This window comes from Blautia sp. JLR.GB0024, from assembly GCF_037000545.1.
Classification (GTDB): domain Bacteria; phylum Bacillota; class Clostridia; order Lachnospirales; family Lachnospiraceae; genus Blautia; species Blautia celeris.
The window spans coordinates 739544-760384 of sequence record NZ_JBANBF010000001.1; the positions used below are offsets into that span (position 1 = coordinate 739544).

Below are 20841 nucleotides of genomic sequence, written 5' to 3' on the forward strand. Positions count from 1 at the left end.
ACCGTGCAAAAGAGTAGTGGCGGCAGGTATTCGCCCCATCGCGAAGCGATTTTTAATGGGCGAATACCGGTAACTATTCAGCTGGCTGAATAGTTACCGTATATCAATGAAAAACCAACAAGGATTTATATCCTGCAGATAGAAACGGAGATACTATGAAAATATCTACAAATGTAAAGTTAAGCGCCCAGTGTATGAGCTGTCTGATCACACGCCAGATGGAAAATCTTAAGGACACAGCTTCAGAGGAGATCAAATCCGCTTACATGAGGGAGGTGTTTCAGATCATCGGCGCAGCCGGACCGGAGGATACTGCACCGGTTCTCATAGCAAAAATCAATGTGCTCCATGAGAAATATTTCGGACATGCCTACAGTTTTGAACAGTTGAAAAAAGAGTACAACCAAATGATGCTGGAGGCAGAGGAAAGAATACGCAGCCGGATCATTCAGGCAGAAGACCCTGTGTACCATGCAATTTTGTATGCCAGGGTGGGAAATTACATTGATTTTGGAGCCATGGGAAGCGTCAGCGATGAAAAACTGCGGGAACTGATAGCAAAAGCCGAGGAGGAGACCCTGGACCCTGTTGAATACAGCCGCTTCACAGAGCAGATGAAAACTGCAGAAAACCTGGTATATCTCACAGATAACTGTGGTGAGATTGTTCTTGACAAGCTTCTGATCGAACAGCTCATGAAGAAGTATCCGCAGATACATATCACGGTCATCGTGCGGGGAGAACCGGTCATCAATGATGCCACCATAGAGGATGCCGAAATGACCGGGCTTGCGGATCTTGTGCCTGTCATGGGCAACGGCACGAAAATAGCGGGCACAAGCCTGAAGGATATTTCGGATGAGGCTCGAGATTTGATTCGTCATGCAGACGTGATCCTTTCTAAGGGCCAGGGTAATTTTGAGACTCTGAATAACAGCGGGCTGAATATTTACTATATGTTTCTCTGCAAATGTTCCTGGTTCGTAAACAGATTCGGTCTGGAGCAGTATAAAGGTGTGTTTGTCAATGACAGAAGCCTTGGGAGGGATGGGTCATGAGAGAAGAATTGAGAAAACGCTGTGAATTGTTTGTTGAAAACAGGGATATTATAAAATCTGCATTTGCCTGGGAGAGCGCCTATGTCTATCCCATGTGTTCCGGAATCCTGACGGCAAGAGGTGTCCGTGCGGATACACAGCGCCTGATGGAGTGCCGCGATATTTTAAAGGCCAATACCGGAGTATTCTCCAATTTCAGAGGTGTTTCCAGGCTGGCTGTCATTGCCATGCTTTCTCTTAATGCAGATGCCGGGCTTATGATGGCGCAGATGCTGGAACTATACGGGAAGTTAAAAGAATTTTTCTGGGGCTCCGAATATCTGACTGTGGCAGCAGCCACTATTGCGGAGATGGCAGAGCCTTCCGGATATGATGAGATCATAAACAAAACAAGCAGTATTTACAACCGCATGAAAACTGCCCATCCCTTCCTCACTTCCGGGGAGGACAGTGCATTTGCCGCTCTTCTTGCCATGTCCGAGCTGGATGACTCCTGTATCGAAAGGGAGATGGAGCAGTGCTATTCCATATTGAAACCCTACTTTTTCTCCGGGAATTCGGTGCAGTCTCTGAGTCATATTCTGGCACTTGGTGAGGGGTCCGCGGAACAGAAGTGCAGAAAAGCCCTGGAAATCTTTGACGCACTGAAAGCGCGGGGACTGAAATACGGTACAGGCTATGAACTGGCAACGCTGGGTGTTCTGACCCTTCTGGATGTGGACAGGAATTTACTGATACAGGATATCACAGATGCGGAAGCCTTCCTGAAAGGGCAGAAAGGCTTCGGGGCCTTCGGTGTAGGCTCCAGGCAGAGGCTTATGTATGCCGGTATGATGGCATCCTGTGACTATGTTCCTGACCTGCATTCCATGCAGACTGCGGCATTAAACGGTGTGGTGGCACTGGTCATTGCCCAGCAGGCTGCTATCTGCGCGTCTGCGGCAGCAGCAAGTGCAGCCGCGGCGGCGTCCTCTTCCGGCTCCTGATCATGTTATATGACAGGGATATCCGGGAGCCGCTGTTCGATTTTCTGGAAGAGCGGTACGGAAAGATCAGAATCATAGAAGAGAAACAGATGGGAAAGTCCCGTGCGGATATCGTGATGGTTCTGCCGGACGCCGTTGCCGGCATTGAGATAAAAAGTGACGCGGACACGTATGTCAGGCTGCAGAGACAGGTAAGAGATTATAACCGTTATTATGATACCAACCTTGTGGTGGTCGGTTCCACGCACGCGCGCCATATAAAGGACCATGTGCCTGCCTGGTGGGGGATTCTCACGGCTGAGAAGCTGGGCGGTACTGTGGATTTTTATACTCTGCGTGAGCCGGGACCTAATCCGAAAGTGGATATGAAAAGAAAACTCGGCCTGTTATGGCGCCCTGAACTGGCCCATATACAGGAGCTGAACCAAATGCCGAAATACAGGGAAAAAAGCAAGGCATTTGTAATAGACAAAATACTGCTTAAGGTTCCGCAGGAGATTCTGACGCTGCAGATCAGCGAGGAATTGTTCCAGCGGGATTATACCACCATAGAGGAGAAAATAACGGAGTACAGAAAACAGAAAAAGCATAACTTATAGGGGAGAGATACAATTACAAAGCTGAAAGGAGCAAGGGGTTACATGACAAGATACGAGAAAATGAGTCAGCTTTTCAATGAGGATTACCGGGTAATTGATTTTCTGCCCAGAAGGGTTCCCGATGAAGCCGGAACCTTATTTGAAGAAGCAGAACAGTATTATATGCAGGACAAACAGCTTCAGATCTTCTGTGACAAGGTGATCGCCATAGTGCTGAAGCTGTTGTGCTACTATCCTTTTGAAATGTATGTGCAGGAGCATATTCCGCTCATACGTACAAGAGAGGGCTGGCTGAAGGATAAACACTGCGATACCATAGTAAAGCTCATTAAAAAGACCATTCTGAAAAGAAGGGGACAGATTGATATTCTCCTGACCAGGGAAAATTCCATGATAAGCATCAGCGGCGGAACCCTGAGTATCGCCGTCTACAATGAAAGTGAGTCTCTGCGGGAGATGCTGCAGTCCATGGTGCGTACGGAAGGCCTCTATGACTGGAAATTCAGAGCCTGACAGCACTGTGAACAGAAAAAACATAAGAGAAAGCGAGGAAGACACAGAGCGATATGTTGAAGTCGTACATAGCTTTTGACATTGAAACCACCGGTCTAAGTCCAGAAGAAAATGAGATCATAGAGATAGGCGCCTTAAAGGTGCGTGACGGAAAGGTACAGGAGCGCTTTATGGAATTTATAAAGCCCAGACTGCCGATTCCGGCCAATATCACCGGCATTACCGGCATCACCAATGACATGGTGGAAGACGCAAGAGGCCGGGAGCAGGTGATTCCTGATTTCCTGCAGTTTTGCGGACAGGATATCCTGATCGGGCACAATGTGCTCTTTGATTACAGTTTTGTCAAACGGAGTGCGGAATCTCTCGGGTATACCTTTGAAAGGGATGGCATCGACACGCTGAAGATTGCCAGAACGGTCCACAGGGATCTGCCCTCCAAAAGTCTGGGAGAACTGTGTGAGCATTACCGGATCAATAATGCGGCGGCCCACAGAGCTTATCATGACGCGCTGGCTACTGCCAAACTGTATCAGACGATGGCACATTATTTTGAAGAGAAGGAACCGCAGGTCTTTCAGCCGTGCCCTCTGGTCTGCACCGCAAAGAAATGCCCGCCTGCCACGAAAAAGCAGCTGGATTTTCTCATGCGTCTGGTAAAACAGAAGGGTGTAAAGCCGGCGGTTGACCCGGAGACTCTGACCAGAAATGAGGCGTCCAGGCTGATTGACAGCATTTTGTCCGGTCAGGCCATTTGATTCCCGCACAAGGAGTGAGTATGGAAAACAGAGAAGAACGAATCACATTAAAACCCGATAACCATGATATGCGTCTGAAGTATTACGAACTGATTCTGGAGAGCAGAAGTCTTGCTGAGCTTCCCTGTTATCCTCTGCCTGAGGGGTACCGTTATGTGTATTACCGGGAGGGGGATAAAAAGGATTGGATCGCCATAGAGACCTCCGCCAGAGAATTTATCCTTCCTGAAGAGGGAGAGTCTGCCTGGAAGAGATATTACGCCGGAAAGGAAAAAGAACTGGAGAACCGAATGTTTTTTGTGGAGACCACTGACGGAGAAAAAGTTGCCACAGCCACAGCCTTCTATGAGCCACGTGACCTTTCCGGTGCCGGATGGCTGCACTGGGTTGCGGTAAAAAGGGAATACCAGGGGAAGGGCATTGCAAAGGCCCTGATCTCCCATACCCTGCAGCGCTTAAAAGAACTGGGGTATCCCTCCATCAAAATACCCACACAGACAAATACCTGGGTTGCTGCCAGGATCTATCTGGATTTTGGATTTCGGCCTGTTCCCCAAAATGCGGTGGACAGCCAAATAGGGTACGGAATCCTGAAAACCCTGACGAATCATCCGGCGCTTGCAGGCTTTGAGCCGGTGCCGTATGAAGAGATCTGGGATTCCCGTATGGTTCAGATCGAGAAAAGGCTGAGAGAACAATATTCCGGTCTGGTACATTTCAGGGTCTTGGAGGAGAATGGACAGGATAGGATTCTGTACTGTACGGAATCCGGGGCCGGAGAATGGTACGGTACACTTTAGATACATGGCAGAAGGGCCGGAGGCATGTACTGCATTGATGCAGACAGCCGCCGGCCCTTTTGTCATATCAGCTTGTTGTATAGGCAAGAAAAATCTGGTGGATGGCTTTGTGAAGATACGGCAGGTATTTGTCCATGGTTACGGGCTGTTCAAATAAAATACAGTTGTAACAGGTGGACCCCACCAGTTCGATAAAAGTAAAAAGCATAAGCTCAGGTTCCTCACAGGTCACTGCGCTTTTTTTCATCATTTCCAGATAGTATTCATAAAATTTCTGTGATTCCTCCGGCACGGTTCTTTCAAAGGCATTTTTGAAGATTCCCCAGGAGAGATTCTTTGCAATGAACTGAAGAAGGGCATGTTCCTTCTGAAACCGTTCAATGATATAGTCCATCATCCACATCATCTGATCTTCAAAGCCTGAAACTTCCCTGGTGGCCAGGGCCTTATGGGCATCTGCGAATAACTGCCCGGCTTTGTAGGCGATCAGCTTATCCCTCAAATCATATTTGTCTTTAAAATACAGATAGAATGTTCCTTTTGCCAGACCGGCCTGGTTTACAATATCAGAGATCGTTGTTTTGGCAAAACCCTTTTTCGTAAACAGATCAAATGCTGTCTGGAAAAGTGCATTCTTTTTCTGCTTTTTGTTTATCTCCAGTTTTCCCATGGCTCTCTCACCTTTCATATGCGGCAACTGTCCACTACCCTGGCAGTTACGGCTTTTATCACACCTGAATTTCGATTTTAGTTTTATTATCCTATAGAAATGACTAAAAGTCAATATCTAAAAAATGACCAAAATTCATTTTGTTATTTCGTAGATTCTTGTGACTTTTAAATATTGACTATTGGTCATTTTCATATATAATGAAGGTTGAAATGAAAACGAGAAATAAACAGAATAGGGGATGATTTCTTTGGTCAAAACGGGTAAGTGGATAGCCAGACACCGGGTTCTCATATTGCTGCTGGGAATCCTTCTGCTGGTTCCATCCGTAATAGGTATGGCTAAAACAAGAATTAACTACGATTTGCTCAGTTATCTGCCGGAACACCTGGAAACCGTAAAGGGGCAGGATATTCTGGTGGATGAGTATGGAATGGGCGCATTTTCCATGGTTGTTGTGGAAAATATGGACCTGAAGGATGCGCAGAAGCTGGAGGATAAGTTCAGTGAGATACCGCATGTTAAAGATGTGCTCTGGTATGATGATGTGGCAGATATCAGTCTTCCGGTGGAGATGATTCCAAAAGACCTGCGGGAAGCCTTCTTCCGGGGAGATGCCACCATGATGCTGGCGCTTTTTGACAACACCACATCCTCCGATGAGGCTATGGAAGCTGTGACGCAGATGAGAAAAGCGGCAGATGAGCAGTGCTTTATCAGCGGTATGACAGGGATCGTCACAGACATTAAGAACATATCCCTGCAGGAGCTGCCCATCTATGTGGTCATTGCCACATGTCTGGCATTTCTGGTCCTGGAGCTTTCCACGGAATCCTTCCTGGTTCCGGTGCTTTTCCTGCTCAGCATCGGCTGCGCTATCTTATACAATATGGGAACCAACATATTCCTGGGGGAGATTTCATACATTACCAAGGCACTGACCGCTGTGCTGCAGCTTGGCGTTACCATGGATTATTCCATTTTCCTTCTGAACAGTTATGAGGAGAATAAACTCCGTTTTCCGGGAGACAAAAACAGGGCTATGGGGCATGCGATTTCCAATACCTTCAAATCCATTGTGGGCAGCTCGGTTACCACCATTGCCGGATTTGCAGCTCTTTGCTGCATGACCTTTACCCTGGGCAGGGACCTGGGCATTGTCATGGCAAAGGGTGTTGTGATCGGTGTGGTATGCTGTGTCACCCTGCTTCCGTCCATGGTCCTTATCTTTGACAAGGCCATTGAGAAGACAAGACACAGACCGCTCATACGAAATGTTGAGAAACCTTCCCGGTTCATTACAAAGCATTATAAATTGTGGCTGGTCGTTTTTCTGGTTCTGCTTTTCCCGGCCATCTACGGAAACAACCATACAAAGGTCTATTACAATATCGCCCAGTCTCTGCCGGCATCCCTTCCGGGCAATGTGGCAAATGAGAAGCTGCAGGAAGATTTTGATATGAGTACCATGCATATGATCCTTATGAACAAGGACATGGACAGCAAAGACAAACGCGACATGATGGAGGCGGTTGACCGGGTGGACGGCATCAAATGGACCATCGGCATGAACTCCCTGTTCGGCCCGTCCATTCCTGATTCCATGATACCTAAGGATATCAAAAAGATGCTGCAGAGTGACAAGTACGAGCTGGCTTTTGTCTGCTCCGAATATGAGTCAGCCACACCTACGGTCAATAAGCAGATCGCGGCTATCGATAAGATCGTAAAATCCTATGACAGCTCCGCTATGGTGATCGGTGAGGCGCCGCTGATGAAGGATCTGCAGGATGTAACGGATGTGGACCTGCGCAATGTAAATATTATCTCCATTGCTGCCATTTTCATTATCATCATGCTGGTATTTAAGTCCCTGTCCCTCCCTGTTATTCTGGTGGCGGTGATAGAGTTTGCCATAGCTGTGAATATGGCAGTGCCGTTCTATCAGGGAACCAGCCTTCCCTTTGTGGCAAGTATTGTCATAGGTACCATTCAATTGGGTGCCACTGTGGATTATGCCATATTGATGACCAGCCGGTACCAGAAGGAACGCCAGAGAGGACACAGCAAGAAGGAGGCCATATCCATTGCCCATAAGGCCAGCATGCTCTCCATTGTCACCAGCGGATGCAGTTTCTTCGCCGCTACGTTCGGTGTTGCCTGCTACTCCAAGGTGGATATGATTGGTTCTATCTGTACACTGCTTTCAAGAGGCGCTCTTATCAGTATGGCAGTAGTTATCATGGTCCTTCCGGCCATGTTTATGATATTTGACAAAGTGATTTGTAAGACATCCATAGGATTTCTGGGAAAGAAGGCAAAAAAACAGTGCTCATCAGGAAAGGAAGTATTGGAATGAACAGGAACAGAAAGCTGAAGAATAAGATGATGACAGGACTTGCCGTGAGCATGGCTGCTGTTATGGGTGCCATGCCGGTCTACGCAGCAGGGGAAAATGAGAAAGAAGTATCCAAGGAAGAAACCGTCTATGTAAACGCGGATGCTGCAGGGAAAGAAAAGAACGTGACCGTGTCTAACTGGCTGAAAAATGCAGGTACAAAGAAGACATTAAAGGACCGGACGGATCTGAAAGACATAAAAAACGTAAAGGGCGATGAGACTTATACCGAAAGCGGAAATTCTGTCACATGGAATACCGAAGGGCAGGATATCTATTATCAGGGCAAAACAGGAAAGGACCTTCCCGTAACCGTTAACTTCACGTATTACCTGGACGGAAAGAAAATGAACCCGGAGGATCTGGCCGGCAAAAGCGGCCACCTGCAGATCAGGATCAAATACGAAAACCATGCAAAGCAGACCGTAAAGGTGGACGGAAAAGAAGAGACACTCTATAGTCCCTTTGTGATGCTGACAGGTCTGATCCTGCCTGAGGAGACGTTTTCAAATGTTGTGATCGATAACGGCAAGGTAATCTCAGACGGCAACCGAAACATTGTACTCGGCATTGCCATGCCCGGCCTGAAAGAAAGCCTGGGCCTTGACAAAAAATTGAACAAAGACAGTGACAGCGAAGGTATAAATCTGCCGGAGAACCTGGAAGTGTCCGCGGATGTAAAGAATTTCTCCATGGACCCCACCTTTACCATAGCGCTGACAGATGTTATGAAGGAACTGAAAACCGATGACATCACAGATATGGATAAACTAAAGGATGCCTTAAATGATCTGGAGGACGCCGCACTGAAGCTGGTAGACGGTTCCGCAGAGCTTTCCAAAGGGGCCGGCACGCTGGATGACAAATACAAAGAATTTGATGATGGTGTCAACACCCTGAAAAGCGGAATCGAAACACTGGACAGCGGTGCCGCACAGCTTGCTGACGGAATCGGCAGTTATACCGACGGCGTAGACCAGTTGGATGACGGGATCCAGACTTACCTGGGAAGCAACGGTGTCCTGACCGGCAAGGTCACAGAGTATGTAAATGGTGTCAGCACAGTGGTGAATGGCGTTAAGCAGTATGCAGACGGCGCAGTAAAGCTTGCAGACGGCACAGCGGCCTATATCGGCGGAGAAAAGCAGCTTGCAGCCGGAGCAGAGGGACTCAGACCCCTTGTATCGGGCCTGACGGAGATCAAGGGTGCCATTGAACAACTGAACAGTGTTCTGGACGGAAAAGGAAGCACCAAGGATGACATCCGCCTTGCTGCGGATACACTTGCCGCAGGAACACAGCAGTTAAAGGATACTCTGGATACTGAAGAGATCAATGACATGATGGCATTGATAGACCAGATGACAGGCACCGGACAGGAGCTGATTGGGGAGGCAGAGGGCCTTTCCTCTGTTATGCAGGAAAAGATTGCCAAACCGGTGGGTGAAATGATGGCGGCAGGCGAAAACCTCAAGGCAGGTCTCGGCTCTCTGCAGTCTTATCTGACCACAATCCAGACAGAGGCGGCAAAAGCCATTGCCCAGGCAGAACAGATGATAACGGATTCTGTAAACGGCAGTATTGATGAGAAGAACGCTCAGCTTCAGTCTTCAGCACAAAACGCAGCCCAAAATGCGGAGGATGCTGCCAACGCCCAGCTCCAGGCAGCAAGAGACGCTTTGGACGCGCAGATCGCCGCATCAGATGATGAGGCAGTCAAAAGTGCTCTGGAAGCAGCAAAAGGCCAGCTCGGCAATGTATCCGTGTCCGCAGAAAATGTAGAGGAACTGCAGCACATCCAGGCGCCTGCAGTGGAGGTGAACCTTCCTGCGTTTGATCCCTCCGGAATTATCGGGGCCATGGAACAGATGGCAGGCTCTTATCAGACAGTCGAATCCACAGTAAATGAACTCTGCGGCACCGAACTGCCGTCGATCCAGAAGAAGCTGGAAGGCATCACAGCCGTAAAGGACCAGATTCCCACAGCTTCCATGCAGACATTAAAGGAGAGTGTATCTGCTCTCAACACAGGCATGCAGCAGTTAAAAGGAGGCATCGGCCAGCTCTCAGGCAGTGTGAATCTTCTGGATCAGAAGACCTCCGTACTTCCCGAGGCAGGCAAAGGGATTCAGGCGCTTCTGGACGGTTTCCAGAACTTGGGAGGCGCGAACCGGCAGCTTTTGGACGGCGCAGCCGAGCTGAAAGAAAAGGCTCCCATACTGGTACAGGGTGTGGGAACATTACAGGGCGGCACCTCAGAGCTCAGCCAGGGCCTTGACGCGTTAAGCACAGAGCTTTCTTCCGGAGCCTCCACGCTTTCCGCAAACAGCGGCACACTGCGGGAAGGGGCTTCCGTTCTTACCTCAGGAACCGGCGAACTGCTGACCGGCAGCAACACCCTGCAGGATGCCAGCGGCCAGGTGCAGGACGGCATCTCCCAGCTCAAAGACGGCGCCAAAACCTTGAAGGACGGCATGAAGGAATTCGACGAAAAAGGCACAAAAAAGATGAAGGACACCATAGAAGATGAATTGGGCGATGTCCTGGACCGATTAAAAGCCCTCAATTCTGAAAACTGCACTTATGATACCTTCAGCGGAAAAGCAGACAACATGAACAGCAACGTGAAATTTATCATTGAAACAGACGCGATCGAGACAGAAGAATAAGATAAATCTTTGATCAGGCGGTACAGCACATTGTGGCTGTACCGTTTTTTTGATTCTGTCATCTGCAAATAGAGTATACAACTATATTGACAGTATACAACCACTGCGATATAATACAGAAAAACCAGGAGGTATAAAAAATGCGTAGTGACAGAATCAAAAAGGGAGTGGAGGCCGCGCCGCAGAGGGCACTGCTCTATGCACTTGGACTGACAGATTATGAGATGGAGAAGCCGCTGATCGGAATTGTAAGTTCACAAAACGAGATTGTGCCGGGGCATATGAATCTGGATAAGATAGTTGCAGCGGTTAAGCAGGGTGTCTCTGAGGCAGGCGGCGTTCCTGTTGTATTTCCGGCGATCGCAGTGTGCGATGGAATTGCCATGGGACATGAGGGAATGAAGTATTCCCTTGTGACAAGAGAGCTGATCGCAGATTCCACAGAAGCCATGGCTATGGCTCATCCCTTTGACGGCCTTGTCATGGTGCCGAACTGTGACAAGAATGTTCCCGGCCTTCTCATGGCAGCCGCACGCCTGAACATTCCCTCCATTTTTGTGAGCGGAGGGCCTATGCTCGCCGGCATTTCCAAAAAAGAGCACATCAGCTATTCCACCGTGTCCGAGGCGGTCAGTTCCTTTAAGGCAAACCGCATAGACGGGGAAACGCTCTGTACTTATGAGAAGAAAGCATGTCCCACCTGCGGCTCCTGTTCCGGCATGTTTACTGCCAACAGTATGAACTGCCTGACAGAGGTGCTGGGGATGGCCCTTCCCGGAAATGGAACCATCCCGGCTGTCTACAGCGCCAGGCTGCGTCTTGCAAAAGAGACCGGGCGGCGTATCCTGGAACTTGTCAAAGAGGATGTGAAGCCCCGGGATCTTATGGTCAGGGAGGCATTTGAAAATGCCCTGACCATAGATATGGCCCTTGGCTGCAGTACCAACAGCATGCTTCATCTTCCGGCCATTGCCCATGAGTGTGAGATAGAGATTGACCTGGATCTGGCAAATGAAATTTCAAAGAAAACACCGAATCTGTGCCGCCTTTCTCCCGCAGGAAACCACTATATAGAGGAACTGGAAGAAGCAGGCGGCATCCCTGCCGTGATGCATGAAATCAGTAAGCGAAACCTCCTGCATACAGAGCTGCTTACCTGTACAGGGAAAACCGTAGAAGAAAATATAAGCGGACATGAGATAAGAGACACCTCCATCATCCGTCCAATCAGCCGGCCCTACAGCGCCGGGGGCGGTATCGCTGTGCTGAAAGGCAGCCTCGCCCCGGAGGGCTGTGTGGTCAAAAAATCTGCCGTGAACGAGAAAATGATGCGGCACACAGGCAGGGCCCGCGTCTTTGACGGAGAGGAAGAGGCCCTGTCTGCCATCTATGCAGGAAAGATCCACGCAGGCGATGTAGTCGTCATCCGCTATGAAGGTCCAAAAGGCGGCCCCGGAATGCGGGAAATGCTCAATCCGACTTCAGCCATTATGGGAAGCGGCCTCGGTGACAAGGTGGCGCTGATCACTGACGGACGGTTTTCCGGGGCAACCAGAGGAGCCGCCATCGGCCATGTATCCCCGGAGGCGGCAGACGGGGGGAATATCGGGCTGGTGGAGGATGGAGATTTGATTGAAATTGATATTTTAGACTGCCGGATCAATATTCTCATCTCCGACGAGGAACTGGCGGCCAGAAGGGTCGATTGGAAACCAAAAGAAAAAGCGCTTAAAGGATATCTGAGAAGATATGCCAAAAGTGTTTCCTCCGGCAGCAGAGGGGCGGTCCTGGACTGAGGCCCTGCCGTACACCATAGAAATGCCGCATTGCCATAATGCGGCATTTCCTGTATAATAAAAGACATATTGCAGAGGAAAGAAAAGAGAAAGAAGAGGATTTACCAATGATATCACACGAAAAAATAGAAGAGTTCATCTGTCAGTATCCGGTTTATCAATATGCCTTCTTCAGTCCGGAGGAAATTGATTTTTCCTACCGCGTCAGATGGATCTGCGAAAAAGAGTGCGATCGTTTCCAGTCCACCTGGGCCTGTCCGCCGGCTGTGGGAAGTGTGGAGGAGTGCAGGCACCGCTGTCTTGCCTACAAAGAATGCTTTCTGTTCTCCACCATAGCGGAGGTCTCCGATGTCATCAATTTTGAAGAGATGCTGTCCACCCGCAGGGAACATGAAAACATAACAGCCGCCATCGAACAGTTCATAAAGTCCCAGGGAACCGGGTGTATGGCTCTCTCCACAGAATCCTGTGACATCTGTGAAACATGCACGTATCCGGATGCCCCCTGCCGTTTCCCGGAGAAAATGCATCCCTGTGTGGAGAGCCACGGCATCATCGTCAGTGAACTGGCTGAAAAATATAATCTGGATTTTACCCTGTCTCCAAACCAGATTCTCTGGTTCGGCATTCTTTTTATCGAATAGATTGCAAGGTATCAAAGATCAGGAGGGCGGAACCGTCCCATACCGGGAACTCCCGCCCCCTTTTGTCATCAATTCTCCACTTTTCGCATACTCATAATAGTAAGACATCACCCCGGAGCACCCCCATGCGCAAAAAATCCACCCCCATCACCGGCCGCATCGCCGACTCCCTTCAAATCCCCAAAGACCTGGCATACCGGGAAGCCATCTTCACCATGACCGGCTCCAGGGAGCTTTTTATAGAAAATTACAAATGCATCCGCCAGTATGAGGACACCTGCATTATTCTCCTCACCAAACACGATGCTATAAAAATAGAGGGAACCCACCTCACCATTGACTACTACACCAACGAAGAGATGAAGATCACAGGAAGCATCTGTCGTGTTTCCTTTCTATAAGAAAATGGGAGGTAACAAAGTTGAAGGCTTGGAATTATTACTGCAAAGGCTATGTCCGCATCCGTCTGCAAAGCGGCGGCCCGGAACGTTTCCTGAATATGTGTGCCCACCATAATATCCCTGTCTGGGATCTGCAGAACCGGGAAGGGTTCTACGAAATGAATGTGAGTATCTCCGGGTTTTACCAGATGAAACCCATATGCCGAAAGACCGGTTCCCGTGTGAAAATCATAAAAAAATACGGACTGCCCTTCTTTTTTTACCGGAACAAAAAAAGAAAGGCATTTTTTATCGGCATTCTGGCAGGATTTTTTCTGCTCATGGTATTGTCCCAGCATATCTGGAACATTCATGTGGAGGGAAACCACCACAACAGCACGCAGACCATACTCAATTATCTGGATGAGATCCAAATCCATCACGGTATCTTAAAAAAAGATGTGGACTGCTCCTACATAGCGGAACAGATGCGCAGGGAATTTCCTGACATCACCTGGGTATCCGCAAAAATATCCGGCACCCGGCTCATATTGGAAGTAAAAGAAAATGCCACGGCAAACAAGATAATAAAACAGACCGAGGAAAATCCCAGCAGCATAATTGCCGGAAAATCAGGAACCATTGTCTCCATGATCACCAGAAAAGGCACGCCCTGCAAAAAAGTGGGAGAGACTTGCGAAAAAGGCGAGACTCTGGTATCCGGCAGGGTGGATATTATGAACGACAGCAAGGAAGTGGTGGGGTATGAATACACAGAATCCGATGCTGACATCTATATTCAGTCCCAGATGCAGTATTACCATGAATTCGACATACATTTTCAGAAGAATGTCTATACCGGGGAAGCCAAGAAAGGCCCGGTCCTGCAGTTAGGTGATTACTTTATCAATCTGAAAGGGAAGAATCATTTTGACCAGTTTGATACCGTAACCAAGCTGCATCAGGTCCGGTTGACAGAGAACTTCCGCCTTCCCATTTTCTACGGAAGCAGCACAGATTATGAGAGTGTCACAAAGCCCTTCAAATACACAAAGGAAGGCGCTGAGAAAAAAGCGCAGGAACAGCTTGAACTTCTGCTTGATACCCTGCGCGAAAAAGAAGTACAGGTAAAAGAGAACCATGTAAAAATACAGGTGCTTAACAATGTCTGCGTGGCAAAAGGCCAGTTGACAATCATAGAAAAATCCACGGAAAAACAGCCGGTGGAGATTCTGGAACAGCCTGCCCCAAATGCAGAAGAGGCAGAGGAAAACTAAAATTACTGCTGCCCGTGGAATGCGGGAACGGTCATGAAAGCCTAAATCAGGAAAGAAGACGCTCTGTGTGCAGCTGTGAAAAGGCTGCGTTTAGAATCCTTCCGTCCCCGACAGATGTAAAAACCTGCCGGGGACAAATTTCACGCACCCTGCCTTGGGGAAAATGTATTGACAGAACCGTGGAAGAGAACATATACTTGTGTTGGATTCTACTAACGTTTTTACTTACAGGAGGGGAATATATGTTAAAGCAAATATCCATATTCGCAGAAAATAAGAAAGGGATGCTGCAGTCTGTCACCGGTATCCTGGCACGGGAAAATATTAATATTATGGGCTCTGTCACAAACGACAGTGCCGAATACGGCATCATCCGAATGGTGGTCTCTGATCCGCAGCGGGCGCTGGAGGCCCTTTCCAAAGAAGGTTTTATCTGCCGCGACACGGATGTTCTGGGCGTGGAGCTGGATGACAATCCCGGTGCCCTGGACAGGCTTTTGGTCTCTCTTTTGGACAGCAATATCAATGTGGACTATCTATACCTTTCCTTCAATCGAAGTTCGGGAATGCCTATCATGATCCTCCATGTGGACTGTATCAATGAGGTGAAAAACTGCCTGCAGGCCAAAGGACACTGTGTCCTGTAAGTGTTTAAAGGATTACAGATGCCTCTGCTATTCCCAGATCAATAAGCTTCTTGACTGAAAATTCAACATCAGAACTTAAAACAGTCTTCAGCTCTGCCGCAAACCCTTCCATATCTTCCTTGTTAAGGCAATCCAGCAGGGAAGTGAGGCAGGGGAGATAGTATCTGTTTAAGGTTTCACGATTTCCCCGCATATTTCGGATAGGGTATCCCCACATAAGCTGATAAAAGAGTGAGGTATAGACGCTCCTGACCGCGTGATAGGGGGCCAGATGTATTGCATGTGTATCACAGCATTTTTACTGCTTACCGCGGCAATTATTATATGGATCATATTGAGTCTGAAAGAGAGCTCGAAAGAAAATGAAAGGCTGGAAATCAGTGCAAACCGTGACCTTCTCACCGGTATTAAAAACCGAAACTGCTTTCGTTCCGATGCAGAGATGCTTGCAGCCGGAAGTTACCGGACATTTACCTGCGTTTATATGGATGCAAACGGGCTTCACGAGATCAACAATCATATGGAGCATGCAGCAGGTGATCAAATGCTGAAGGATTTGGCAGAGGTGCTCCGGCAGGTGTTTGGTCCGGAATATGTATACCGCATTGGCGGTGATGAATTCGTAGCCTTTTGCCTGAATCAGGATAAGCCGGAAGTTTTCCGCAGGATGAACGGAAAAGAACGTCAGTTACGTGTTCTAAACAAGAAGTTAGAACAGATACTTTTGGAGAAACAGGATGCGGATACATTCCTGTCTGTTTGGGCACCTGGTTTTAACGGAGTATATTTTGTCAATTTAAGCAGCGATGCCATCCGTCATTTATTTATCCCTTCCTATTTTCAGGAGCTGCTTGAGGAGACAAAGGATAAATTCAGCGAAGCCCTGCGCCTTAATGCCAACCGTATTGAAAAGCTGAATATCGGCTGCAGTTTGAAAACTTCTGCGACTACGGGTATCTGGAGACTCTTTTGAACCGGGATAGGAAAGGGAGAAGCGCATTTCGGATAAATTCACGCAACGCATAAGCCGGCATAATGTATAATGAGCTGATTTAAGTGCGCACCAGGCGCACAGAGGAAATAAAAATGACAAATACATGCCAGCTGAGCAATAACACTATAGATTATGTGAAACGTTACCGGTGCATCCTAGATACAATGATCGAGAACATGACATCTGTCTGCCTTACCGACAGTATTTCCGCAAACTTTATCAAACAGATGATCCCGCACCACCGGGCAGCCATCAAAATGTCGGAAAATCTGCTGCGCTTTACGACATGCATACCGCTTCAGAACATTGCCCAGAATATCATATGCTCCCAGAAAGAAAGTATCTGCAGTATGGAGGCCATCTGCTCCGAATGCAGCCGCCGGAGAAATACACCCCGGGCGTTGAATTACTACCAGCGCAGCAATGAGTGCATCCTTCGGAATATGTTCAGGGAAATGCACACGGCCTGCACCGACAACTGCATTGACGCAAATTTCATGCGTGAGATGATTCCCCACCACAGGGGTGCTGTCCTTATGTCCCAAAATGCACTTAAGTTTTGTATCTGTCCGGAATTAAAACCGATTTTGGAGTCGATCATTGATTCCCAGGAAAAGGGTGTTCAGGAGATGCAGCAGCTTCTAGGGGAGATCACGCAAAAATAAGTTCAGGGGGCACCGTAAGACAGTGTCCCCACCTTTTATCGCCTGCGCCCCGAAAATATCCTGCCGATTGCATATCAAATATGTTACAATGAATTAAGACACAGACAAATTCCACGATAACAATAAGAGACATTGAGAGAGGCAGGCGTATGGAATTAAGGGTACTTCGTTATTTTCTGACAGCAGTCAATGAGGGAAATATCACCAGAGCCGCAGATATTCTGCATGTGACGCAGCCTACACTCAGCAGGCAGCTCATCGAACTTGAAAATGAATTGGGCACTACCTTGCTCATCAGGGGGAAACGCTCCCTGACTTTGACAGATGATGGAATGCTGTTCAAACAACAGGCAGAGGAGATTGTAGAACTGGCGGATAAGGCAGAACAGACCTTTACAGGGAAAAATGAAGCCATCAGCGGAGTGATTTCACTTGGCGCATCAGAGGCATTGGGAAGCCGTGTCCTGGCAAGATATATGAAGCAGTTTCTGGAAAAATATCCGGATGTCAGGTTCGATTTATATAACGAGATGGCTGATAATATCAAAGATAAACTGGAAAAAGGGCTGTTGGATCTGGGCCTGTTGCTGGAGCCGGTTGATACCAAAAAATATGAATTTCTCCGCCTGTCACAGAAAGAGAGCTGGGGCGTACTGCTTCGCAAAGATCATCTGCTGGCAAAAAAAGACAAGATTTATGTGCAGGATCTAAGAGAATATCCCTTAATTCTGCCAAAAAGGGAAAATGCAAGAAATGAAGTGCTGAACTGGCTGCAGTGTGAAGAAAGCCATCTGAACATCCCTGTAAATTACAATCTGCTTTCTAATGTGGCACTTCTGGTGGAAGCAGGTATCGGCTGTGCGGTATGTCTGGACGGCGCATTGTCTGTTCATTGCAGTCCGGATATTTGTTTTTGCCCAGTCTATCCGGAACATACAACGCGGAGCGTCCTGCTTTGGAAAAAGAATCACCTGTTCCAGCCGGCGGCATCCTTGTTTATTCAAATGCTGCACACTCATAAATGGGGCGAGTAACAATAAATACGATTTTTTAAAATACAGAGGGTGTTCCTCAAGTCTTTCATGGCTTTGGGTACACCCTTATTTTATGCCCGGAATCATACGCTCAGCGTATGATAAACGATAAAATGTAAGCATTGGACGAAAAGCGGACTGCGAATTTATAATAGACCTATAGCTAAAGGAGGTATTGGAAGATGACTGAGTTTGAAAAGAAGCAGTCCGGCAAAATATACGATGCCCGTGACTCTGAACTTCGTTCGCTGCAGTACAGGGCTAAAGATCTGATGCGGGAGTATAATAGGATTCCTGCGGCAAACGAAAATGAGAAAAAACGGGTCTTAGATCTGCTTGTGGGAGCAGCCGGAAAAAATGTCCGTGTGAACCAGGCATTTTATGTGGATTACGGAAGCAATATTTTCATCGGGGACAACAGCTTTATCAATTTGAACTGCACGTTGCTGGATACAGGGAAAATCACCATAGGAAAAAACACTTTGATCGGACCGGATGTAAAAATCTATACGGCTGTACATGCAAAAGAAACAAGCGAACGGTTCTGGGAAGAAGATGACGGTGCCGTATATGTGAAAACATGGACACAGCCTGTCCGCATAGGGGATGGGGTATGGATCGGCGGAGGCGCGATCCTGCTGCCGGGAGTTACCATCGGAGATCATGCAGTGATCGGAGCCGGAAGTGTGGTAACAGAGTCCATACCGGCCGGGGCAGTAGCCTGTGGGAATCCATGTAAGGTAAAAAAGAGGAGGGAGGCAGATATCTGATGATAACCGGACGGCGGCGCCGAGCTGCTGGAAAATATAGCCAAATGGCTAAAAAAACTTGATATATGTGCCGGGAAAGGAAGGGAAAATAATTATGAAGTATACAACATTAGGTGATTCGGATTTGAAAATATCACGCATCTGTATGGGATGCATGGGATTTGGAGATGCAAAGAGGGGACAGCATTCATGGACATTGGATGAAGAGCATTCCAGAGAGATCATAAAAAGGGGCCTGGAGCTGGGGGTGAATTTTTACGATACAGCCATCGCCTATCAGAGCGGAACCAGTGAACAATATGTAGGAAAAGCACTGCGGGATTATGCCAAAAGGGATGAGTTGGTAATCGCCACAAAATTCCTCCCCCGGACAGAGGAAGAAATAAAGGCTGGAATTACCGGACAACAGCATGTTGAGCGTATGATAAATCAGAGCCTTAAAAATCTGGGCATGGATCATGTGGATCTTTATATTTACCACATGTGGGATTTTAAGACCCCACTTTATGAGATCATGGAGGGGCTGAACCGTGTGGTAAAAGCCGGAAAAGCCAGATATATCGGTATTTCCAATTGCTTCGCCTGGCAGCTTGCCAAAGCAAACGCATTAGCGGAGCGGGAAGGATTCGCAAAGTTTGTCTCTGTACAGGGACATTATAATCTTATCTTCCGGGAAGAGGAACGGGAAATGGTTCCCTATTGCCGGGAAGAAAATATTGCATTGACACCGTACAGTGCGCTGGCTGGCGGACGCCTTTCCAAACAGGCGGGGGAGACATCAAAGCGCCTGCAGGAAGATGACTATGCAAGGCTTAAATATGACGGGACAAAGGAACAGGACGAAGTTATCATAAGCAGGGTAGCAGAGCTGGCACAAAAAAGGGGTGTGTCTATGACAGAAATCTCATTGGCCTGGCTTCTGTCCAAAGTAACGGCTCCGGTGGTGGGCGCCACAAAATTTCAACATATCGAGGGAGCTGCACATGCTGTGGACATACAACTGACAGAAGAAGAAATGAAGTATCTTGAGAAGACGTACGTTCCCCATAAACTGGCCGGCGTTATGGCCCAGAACCAGGCGAATATGCAGAAGAAACCAGTGTGGTCCACAGGAGATCAGAGAATATAAATCCACAATCAGAGAGGAGAAAAGAAATATGCCGCATATTGCAATCACAATGATTCCGGGCAGAACTGCAGAAGAAAAAAAGAAATTAGCGGAGAGGGTACATGAGTTCATTACTGCAGAGCTTCAGATTGATGGTAAGTATGTATCGGTTTCAGTGGAAGATATTTTGAAAGAAAACTGGAATCAGTCTATGGAAAAGTTAACGGATGATATCATGTATGTAAAGCCCGGTGTGTAGAACGAAACAGGATTGCCATCAGGAGAAATCTGCATGCCCTCGGAGAAAATGGAGAGATTCTAACTGAATGTTGACACAATGTCAGGACAATGCTATAACTATTATAGTGACACGGTGTCAGAAAATTAGATGAACAACTTGAGAGGGGGAGCAGGAAATGCCAAAAGGATCGCCGGAGCGGACTTCCGCCAGAAAGGAAGAAATTGTAAAGGCCTGTGAACAGCTATACCAGACCATGAGTTTTCGGGAAATCAACTTAAAAGAGATTGGAAAAGTGACATCCTTTACCAGAACGTCAATCTATAATTATTTTCAGACGAAAGAGGAGATTTTTCTGGAGTTACTGAAACGGGAATATGAATTATGGATTGATGAACTTCAGCAGATCATAGAAGGGAATGAGACACTTTCAAAGAAAGATTTTGCAGGCCAGATAGCAAAAAGCCTGGAGCATCGGGAGCAGCTCTTAAAAATCATGTCCATGAATATGTATGACATGGAAGAAAACAGCCGCCTGGAAAATCTGGTGGATTTTAAGAAGGCTTACGGAAAATCTATGAGAACAATGTTAAGATGCATGAGCAAGTTTTTCCCGGATATGGAACTAAAAGAGCAGCAGGATTTTATTTACGAATTTTTCCCTTTTATCTATGGCATTTATCCGTACACAAGAGTGACGGAAAAGCAAAAGGAGGCCATGGAACAGGCTGGGGTCAACTATGTATATCAATCCATTTATGAGATCACCTTTCAGTGCCTGATGCAGCTGCTTCCGGATAAGAAATAAAAACACATATAAACTGAGTGAAAAATTTA

At 47.6% G+C, this 20841-nt stretch carries 21 protein-coding genes; 20 read left to right on the top strand and 1 reads right to left on the bottom strand.

Annotated elements, in window-relative coordinates:
- The first annotated feature begins 155 nt into the window (after positions 1-155).
- From V8Q34_RS03350 to V8Q34_RS03375, 6 genes are read left to right on the top strand one after another with little or no spacing between them, the layout of a single operon-like run.
- Positions 156-1058, top strand: coding sequence for a damage-control phosphatase ARMT1 family protein (locus V8Q34_RS03350; protein ID WP_225305326.1), 903 nt, complete (start codon positions 156-158; stop codon positions 1056-1058).
- On the top strand, positions 1055-2044 hold the full coding sequence (locus V8Q34_RS03355) for a DUF4003 family protein (protein ID WP_033143407.1): 990 nt from the start codon (positions 1055-1057) through the stop codon (positions 2042-2044). The genes V8Q34_RS03350 and V8Q34_RS03355 overlap by 4 nt, the downstream gene beginning before the upstream one ends.
- A gap of 2 nt (positions 2045-2046) precedes the next feature.
- Positions 2047-2643, top strand: a complete 597-nt coding sequence (locus tag V8Q34_RS03360; RefSeq protein WP_227210918.1) for a sce7726 family protein — start codon at positions 2047-2049, stop codon at positions 2641-2643.
- 42 nt (positions 2644-2685) lie between these two features.
- Positions 2686-3156 carry a hypothetical protein gene (locus V8Q34_RS03365; protein ID WP_054353632.1) on the top strand — a complete coding sequence of 157 codons (471 nt, stop codon included), beginning with the start codon at positions 2686-2688 and terminating at the stop codon, positions 3154-3156.
- Between the two features lie 53 nt (positions 3157-3209).
- Positions 3210-3914 carry a 3'-5' exonuclease gene (locus V8Q34_RS03370; RefSeq protein WP_227243166.1) on the top strand — a complete coding sequence of 235 codons (705 nt, stop codon included), beginning with the start codon at positions 3210-3212 and terminating at the stop codon, positions 3912-3914.
- Positions 3915-3934: 20 nt separating this feature from the next.
- Positions 3935-4714, top strand: coding sequence for a GNAT family N-acetyltransferase (locus tag V8Q34_RS03375; protein ID WP_335834799.1), 780 nt, complete (start codon positions 3935-3937; stop codon positions 4712-4714).
- A gap of 67 nt (positions 4715-4781) precedes the next feature.
- Here V8Q34_RS03375 and V8Q34_RS03380 read toward each other — a convergent pair whose 3' ends face one another.
- A complete protein-coding gene (locus tag V8Q34_RS03380; protein WP_033143403.1) occupies positions 4782-5384 on the bottom strand; it encodes a TetR/AcrR family transcriptional regulator in 603 nt (200 codons plus the stop codon).
- Positions 5385-5625: 241 nt separating this feature from the next.
- On the opposite strand from V8Q34_RS03380, the gene V8Q34_RS03385 reads away from it, so the two are divergent.
- The 14 genes from V8Q34_RS03385 to V8Q34_RS03450 all read left to right on the top strand — a co-directional run bounded on the left by V8Q34_RS03385 (position 5626) and on the right by V8Q34_RS03450 (position 20812).
- The gene (locus V8Q34_RS03385; RefSeq protein WP_335834800.1) at positions 5626-7743 is read left to right on the top strand and encodes an efflux RND transporter permease subunit; all 2118 of its coding nucleotides are present in this window, start codon (positions 5626-5628) and stop codon (positions 7741-7743) included.
- Positions 7740-10451 (top strand): hypothetical protein, encoded by a 2712-nt coding sequence (locus V8Q34_RS03390; RefSeq protein WP_335834801.1) that lies wholly within the window; start codon positions 7740-7742, stop codon positions 10449-10451. Before V8Q34_RS03385 ends, V8Q34_RS03390 begins: the two co-directional genes overlap by 4 nt.
- Positions 10452-10591: 140 nt before the next feature.
- Entirely contained in the window at positions 10592-12247 is a 1656-nt protein-coding gene (ilvD, locus tag V8Q34_RS03395; protein ID WP_335834802.1) for a dihydroxy-acid dehydratase, read from the top strand.
- 107 nt (positions 12248-12354) lie between these two features.
- A complete protein-coding gene (locus tag V8Q34_RS03400) occupies positions 12355-12891 on the top strand; it encodes a DUF2284 domain-containing protein (protein WP_033143408.1) in 537 nt (178 codons plus the stop codon).
- 125 nt (positions 12892-13016) lie between these two features.
- Entirely contained in the window at positions 13017-13292 is a 276-nt protein-coding gene (locus V8Q34_RS03405) for a YabP/YqfC family sporulation protein (RefSeq protein ID WP_033143400.1), read from the top strand.
- A gap of 20 nt (positions 13293-13312) precedes the next feature.
- Positions 13313-14548: a sporulation protein YqfD gene (locus V8Q34_RS03410; protein WP_335834803.1), complete on the top strand. Its 1236-nt coding sequence runs from the start codon at positions 13313-13315 to the stop codon at positions 14546-14548.
- A gap of 242 nt (positions 14549-14790) precedes the next feature.
- Positions 14791-15195 (top strand): ACT domain-containing protein, encoded by a 405-nt coding sequence (locus V8Q34_RS03415; RefSeq protein ID WP_033139802.1) that lies wholly within the window; start codon positions 14791-14793, stop codon positions 15193-15195.
- A 271-nt stretch (positions 15196-15466) separates the two neighbouring features.
- Positions 15467-16168 carry a GGDEF domain-containing protein gene (locus V8Q34_RS03420; RefSeq protein WP_335834804.1) on the top strand — a complete coding sequence of 234 codons (702 nt, stop codon included), beginning with the start codon at positions 15467-15469 and terminating at the stop codon, positions 16166-16168.
- 113 nt (positions 16169-16281) lie between these two features.
- Positions 16282-16854 (top strand): DUF305 domain-containing protein, encoded by a 573-nt coding sequence (locus tag V8Q34_RS03425; RefSeq protein WP_298078557.1) that lies wholly within the window; start codon positions 16282-16284, stop codon positions 16852-16854.
- 149 nt (positions 16855-17003) lie between these two features.
- Positions 17004-17888 (top strand): LysR family transcriptional regulator, encoded by an 885-nt coding sequence (locus V8Q34_RS03430; protein WP_335834805.1) that lies wholly within the window; start codon positions 17004-17006, stop codon positions 17886-17888.
- A gap of 182 nt (positions 17889-18070) precedes the next feature.
- Positions 18071-18658 (top strand): sugar O-acetyltransferase, encoded by a 588-nt coding sequence (locus V8Q34_RS03435; protein WP_335834806.1) that lies wholly within the window; start codon positions 18071-18073, stop codon positions 18656-18658.
- 94 nt (positions 18659-18752) lie between these two features.
- On the top strand, positions 18753-19787 hold the full coding sequence (locus tag V8Q34_RS03440; RefSeq protein ID WP_335834807.1) for an aldo/keto reductase: 1035 nt from the start codon (positions 18753-18755) through the stop codon (positions 19785-19787).
- A 28-nt stretch (positions 19788-19815) separates the two neighbouring features.
- Entirely contained in the window at positions 19816-20025 is a 210-nt protein-coding gene (locus V8Q34_RS03445; RefSeq protein WP_033139795.1) for a tautomerase family protein, read from the top strand.
- Positions 20026-20182: 157 nt separating this feature from the next.
- Positions 20183-20812: a TetR family transcriptional regulator gene (locus V8Q34_RS03450; RefSeq protein WP_033139794.1), complete on the top strand. Its 630-nt coding sequence runs from the start codon at positions 20183-20185 to the stop codon at positions 20810-20812.
- Positions 20813-20841 lie beyond the last annotated feature (29 nt).

Bases quoted from the DNA above. Each gene is read 5' to 3' on its own strand.
- V8Q34_RS03370 (WP_227243166.1), top strand. From the start codon at position 3,210: ATGTTGAAGTCGTACATAGCTTTTGACATTGAAACCACCGGTCTAAGT.
- V8Q34_RS03400 (WP_033143408.1), top strand. From the start codon at position 12,355: ATGATATCACACGAAAAAATAGAAGAGTTCATCTGTCAGTATCCGGTT.
- V8Q34_RS03420 (WP_335834804.1), top strand. From the start codon at position 15,467: ATGTATTGCATGTGTATCACAGCATTTTTACTGCTTACCGCGGCAATT.
- V8Q34_RS03390 (WP_335834801.1), top strand. From the start codon at position 7,740: ATGAACAGGAACAGAAAGCTGAAGAATAAGATGATGACAGGACTTGCC.
- V8Q34_RS03385 (WP_335834800.1), top strand. From the start codon at position 5,626: ATGATTTCTTTGGTCAAAACGGGTAAGTGGATAGCCAGACACCGGGTT.
- V8Q34_RS03405 (WP_033143400.1), top strand. From the start codon at position 13,017: ATGCGCAAAAAATCCACCCCCATCACCGGCCGCATCGCCGACTCCCTT.
- V8Q34_RS03450 (WP_033139794.1), top strand. From the start codon at position 20,183: ATGCCAAAAGGATCGCCGGAGCGGACTTCCGCCAGAAAGGAAGAAATT.
- V8Q34_RS03430 (WP_335834805.1), top strand. From the start codon at position 17,004: ATGGAATTAAGGGTACTTCGTTATTTTCTGACAGCAGTCAATGAGGGA.
- V8Q34_RS03380 (WP_033143403.1), bottom strand. From the start codon at position 5,384: ATGGGAAAACTGGAGATAAACAAAAAGCAGAAAAAGAATGCACTTTTC.
- V8Q34_RS03445 (WP_033139795.1), top strand. From the start codon at position 19,816: ATGCCGCATATTGCAATCACAATGATTCCGGGCAGAACTGCAGAAGAA.
- V8Q34_RS03415 (WP_033139802.1), top strand. From the start codon at position 14,791: ATGTTAAAGCAAATATCCATATTCGCAGAAAATAAGAAAGGGATGCTG.
- V8Q34_RS03435 (WP_335834806.1), top strand. From the start codon at position 18,071: ATGACTGAGTTTGAAAAGAAGCAGTCCGGCAAAATATACGATGCCCGT.
- V8Q34_RS03360 (WP_227210918.1), top strand. From the start codon at position 2,047: ATGTTATATGACAGGGATATCCGGGAGCCGCTGTTCGATTTTCTGGAA.
- V8Q34_RS03355 (WP_033143407.1), top strand. From the start codon at position 1,055: ATGAGAGAAGAATTGAGAAAACGCTGTGAATTGTTTGTTGAAAACAGG.
- V8Q34_RS03440 (WP_335834807.1), top strand. From the start codon at position 18,753: ATGAAGTATACAACATTAGGTGATTCGGATTTGAAAATATCACGCATC.
- V8Q34_RS03375 (WP_335834799.1), top strand. From the start codon at position 3,935: ATGGAAAACAGAGAAGAACGAATCACATTAAAACCCGATAACCATGAT.
- V8Q34_RS03350 (WP_225305326.1), top strand. From the start codon at position 156: ATGAAAATATCTACAAATGTAAAGTTAAGCGCCCAGTGTATGAGCTGT.
- ilvD (WP_335834802.1), top strand. From the start codon at position 10,592: ATGCGTAGTGACAGAATCAAAAAGGGAGTGGAGGCCGCGCCGCAGAGG.
- V8Q34_RS03425 (WP_298078557.1), top strand. From the start codon at position 16,282: ATGACAAATACATGCCAGCTGAGCAATAACACTATAGATTATGTGAAA.
- V8Q34_RS03365 (WP_054353632.1), top strand. From the start codon at position 2,686: ATGACAAGATACGAGAAAATGAGTCAGCTTTTCAATGAGGATTACCGG.